This window comes from Caulobacter sp. B11 (assembly GCF_002737765.1).
Lineage (GTDB): Bacteria > Pseudomonadota > Alphaproteobacteria > Caulobacterales > Caulobacteraceae > Caulobacter.
On sequence record NZ_PEGG01000267.1, the window covers coordinates 1 to 3,833 of the forward strand.

Annotated in this window: 3 protein-coding genes; 1 reads left to right on the forward strand and 2 read right to left on the reverse strand. The window is 71.5% G+C overall.

Features of this window, described 5'->3' with window-relative positions:
- Positions 1–2,147: ABC transporter permease (locus CSW58_RS10750; RefSeq protein ID WP_099447279.1), on the reverse strand; the 2,147-nt coding region annotated here is incomplete at its 3' end.
- Positions 2,147–2,839 carry an ABC transporter ATP-binding protein gene (locus tag CSW58_RS10755; RefSeq protein WP_099447280.1) on the reverse strand — a complete coding sequence of 231 codons (693 nt, stop codon included), beginning with the start codon at positions 2,837–2,839 and terminating at the stop codon, positions 2,147–2,149. The genes CSW58_RS10750 and CSW58_RS10755, both read right to left, overlap by 1 nt.
- A gap of 61 nt (positions 2,840–2,900) precedes the next feature.
- Between CSW58_RS10755 and CSW58_RS10760 the strand changes: the two genes are divergently transcribed.
- Positions 2,901–3,623 (forward strand): arylesterase, encoded by a 723-nt coding sequence (locus tag CSW58_RS10760; RefSeq protein WP_236627780.1) that lies wholly within the window; start codon positions 2,901–2,903, stop codon positions 3,621–3,623.
- The last annotated feature ends 210 nt before the right edge of the window (positions 3,624–3,833 follow it).

Consider the following 3,833-nt stretch of genomic DNA (forward strand, 5'->3'; position numbering starts at 1 on the left):
GCGCCGCGAATGGCGAGGGCCAGACGGTCGAACAGTTTAGCGGCGGACTCCAGTTGCTCGCGCACGCTGATCACGTTCACCTCCCGGAAGGCCTCGCCCAGGGCCCGGGTGAGGTCGCGTTCCTCGGCCGGCGTGGCGCGGGCGATAGCGACGCTGCGCGGGTTGGCTCCCTGGACGGCGTGAGCGTTCAGAATAATCCGGAAATTGGAGCCGAAGCCGCCGGGCTCGACCTTGCGCACGGCGGCGATGCGGGCGTCGATCTCACGGCCGAGCACCAGAAGGGTCATGGTGTCGCCGACCTCCAGGCCCGCGCCTTTCGCCAGTTCGCGGCCGATGGCGACCTGAGGCGGTCCCGCATAGTCGGCCGACCACCAGCGGCCGGCGACGACATTGGCGTCATCCGGGGCGCCGGCCAGGGCTGACAGCACGATGTCGTTGTCGAAGGCCCAGCGCTCACTGTCCTTGATCGTCTCCAGCTTGACCGGCTGGCCGTTCAGCCTGGTGACGCGCCCGGTGATCAGGGGCGCGCGGCGATAGCGCGCCGGGCTCGGATTGTTCATCGCGCGGGCGATGACGGCGTCGAAGGCCGCCCCCCGCTCGCTGGGGATCTCGGTGAACACGACCGAGGGCGCGGATTTGGGCGCGACGTCGGTGATCTGGGCCAGCAGGCTGGACTGGATCAGGACCACGGTGGCCAGTAGCGCCACGCCCAGTCCGATCGCCGGCGAGGCCGTTCGGGCCGCCGAGCGCGGCCCGCCCAGATTGGCCAGTCCCAGCCGCACGGCGCCGCGCGTTCCCCGCCGAAGCCGCCCGGCCAGCCAGGCCGCGACCCGACCCAACAGCCACAGCAGGCCGAAGGCGACGACCGTGCCGCCGATCAGCCCCGCGGCGGCCAGCTTCGAGGGCGCGGTCAGCACCGCCATCGCGGCCAGGCCGAGGCCCGCCAGGGCGGCGCCGACCAGTTCGGGTCCGATGCGCGGACGGCTGGTGAGCTCCCGGCGAAACAACGACGACGGCGAGGTCGCCCGGGCACGGGCCAGAGGGGCGAGCGAGAAGGCCGCCGCCGCCAGCAGACCAAAGGCTCCCGCCCGGGCCAGGGGCTCGGGATAGACGGCGAACAGGGCGGGAATCGGCAGGCTGTCACGGGCCAAGGCGCCGATGACCAGGGGGGTCACCGCGCCGATGGCCAGGCCGATGCCGACGCCGAGCAGGGCCAGCACGCCGATCTGGATCAGGTAAAGGTTGCGGATCAGCGCGCCTTCCGCCCCCAGGGCCTTGAGCGTGGCGATCGACGGCTTGCGGCCCTCCAGATAGGCCGAGACGGCGCCGCCGACGCCGAGCCCTCCGGCGACCAGGGAGGCCAGGCCGATGAAGCCGAGGAAATATTCCAGCTGGTCGATCAGGCGGCCCGCGCCGGCGGCGGCCTCCGAGCGGTCGCGGGCCTCCAGCCGGGCGTCCGGGAAGGCCTTGCGGACCTGAGCGATGACCGTCTTGGGATCGGCCCCGGCGGGCAGGGCGATGCGGGCCGCCTCGCCGAACAGGCCGCCGGTTCGCAGCAGGCCCGCCTGCTCGACGCTGGCGGCCATGGTGACGACGCGCGGCCCCAGGGCGAAGCCGCGGCCCAACCGGTCCGGCTCGGCGATCAGCACGGCGCGGGCGATCAGGGTTGTCGATCCGACCGTGAACCGATCGCCGAGCTTGAGATTGAGCCGGTCCAGAAGGGCCTGTTCGACGGCGGCGCCGGCGACGCCGTTCTCCACCCGCAGGGCCGTCCGCAGGTCCGGGGCGCCGGTCAGTTGCACCTTGCCGACCAGCGGGTAGGCGGCGTCGACGCCGCGCATGTCGACCAGCCGCCGCTCGCCGGAGGCGGTCTCGGCCATGCCGTTGGCCCTCACCGTATAGGCGACCGGGCCGAGCTTGGCGAAAGCGGCGCGTTGCTGCGGCGTGAACCGGCTCTGGTCGAGGCTGAAGACGATGTCGCCGCCGAGGATTTCGCGGGCTTGGCTGGCCAGGCCCTGGCGGAAGGCCTCGGCGGTCGAGCCCGAAGCGGCGATCGCGGCCACGCCCAGGGCCAGACAGGCCAGGAAAATCCGAAAACCCGCGACGCCCGATCGAAGCTCGCGCCAGGCGAAACGAAGGGCCAGCATCAGGCCTCGGCCCCGGCGGCCGCAACGATGCGGCCGTCGCGCATGGTGACGGTGCGGTGGGCGCGGGCGGCGAGATTGACGTCATGGGTGACCAGGACCAGGGCCGCGCCGCTGTCCCCGATCAGGTCAAATAGCAGGTCGGCGACCCTCTGGCCGTTGGCGCCGTCCAGATTACCGGTCGGCTCGTCGGCGAACAGCAGTTCGGGGCGGACCGCCAGGGCCCTGGCCAGGGCCACGCGCTGTTGCTCGCCCCCGGACAGTTGATGCGGGTAATGGGTGCGTCGCTCCCCCAGCCCGACCCGATCCAGCCAGGTCCGGGCCTCGGCGGTGGCGTTCGGCCGGTGCGCCAGTTCGAGCGGCGCGCTGACATTCTCCTCGGCGGTCATGTTGGGCAGCAGGTGGAAGCTCTGGAAGACCAGGGCGGCCCTGCCCCGACGCAGGCGCGCGCGTCCGTCCTCGCCGAGCGAGGCCAGGTCGGTTCCGAACAGCAGCGCCCGTCCGCCGGTCGGCGTCTCCAGCCCGGCGGCGATGGAGATCAGCGAGGACTTGCCCGAACCGGACGGGCCGACGATGGCCACGGTCTCGCCGGCGGCGACCGTCAGATCCACGCCCCTGAGAATTTCGACCGGCCCGGCCGCCGAGGGCAGGGTCAAGGTCACGGCCTCAAGGATCAGCGGGGCAGGTGAAGCCATCGATTGTGTCGCCGGAAGGATTGGGAGCGGAGCGCGAGGTCTTATATGGTGGAGCATCGCCATGAACCTAGCTCCGCTCACCCCGAACACCGCCCGCCTCGCGCGCCGATCGATCCTGATGGCGGTCTGCGCCCTCACAGCGGTCGGCTGCGGTCGCCGCGAGGCGCGCCCTTCGACGGCGGCCGAGGCCCCGGCCCCTGCCCCGACCCCGCCGCCGGCCGCGACTGACGCCCAGGCGCGGATCATCACGATCCTCGGCGATTCCATCACCGCCGGCCGGGGCCTGCCCGCCGCCGACGCCCTGCCGGCCCAGCTCGAGGCCGCCCTGCGCGCTCAGGGCCTGGCGGTTCGGGTTCGCGCCGCGGGGGTCTCCGGCGACACGACGGCCGGGGGGCTGGCCCGGGTGGACTTCAGCGTCCAGGACGACACCGACCTGTGCATCGTGGCCCTGGGCGGCAATGACATGCTGCAAGGGATCGAGCCGGCGACGGTGCGGCGCAACCTCCAGGCCATTCTCGAGCGGCTGAGGGCGCGTCAAATTCCAGTGCTGCTGGCCGGAATGATGGCCCCCTCGCAATACGGGTCCTATGCCGCCGACTTTGATCGGGTGTTCACGGATCTGGCCAAGGCGGACGATGTCGTCGCCTATCCTTTTCTCCTGAACGGTGTGGCGATGGACAAGCGCTACAATCAGGCCGACGGCATTCATCCGAACGCCGACGGCGTGAAGATCATCGTCAGCGGCCTGGCGCCCGTCGTCGCCAAGGCGCTTTCCGCGTCCTAGAGGGTGTGCATCTGGCCGTTGATCTTGGCTACGCCGCCCCCAGGGTCACCTAGACCTCGTCGAGATCCCAGCGCCGTTAAGTGAACCGGCGCCTGTGATGCACCCGCTCTCGACGGATCTCGGCCGCGAACATCGGACCAAACCAGTTCCACCAGAGCCGGACCGTCTCGTGGCGAATGTCGACGCCACGCTCGAACAGCAGGTCCTCCC

Excerpts from the sequence above, each read along its gene's own strand:
- CSW58_RS10755 (WP_099447280.1), bottom strand. The coding sequence starts at position 2,839 with ATGGCTTCACCTGCCCCGCTGATCCTTGAGGCCGTGACCTTGACCCTG.
- CSW58_RS10760 (WP_236627780.1), top strand. The coding sequence starts at position 2,901 with ATGAACCTAGCTCCGCTCACCCCGAACACCGCCCGCCTCGCGCGCCGA.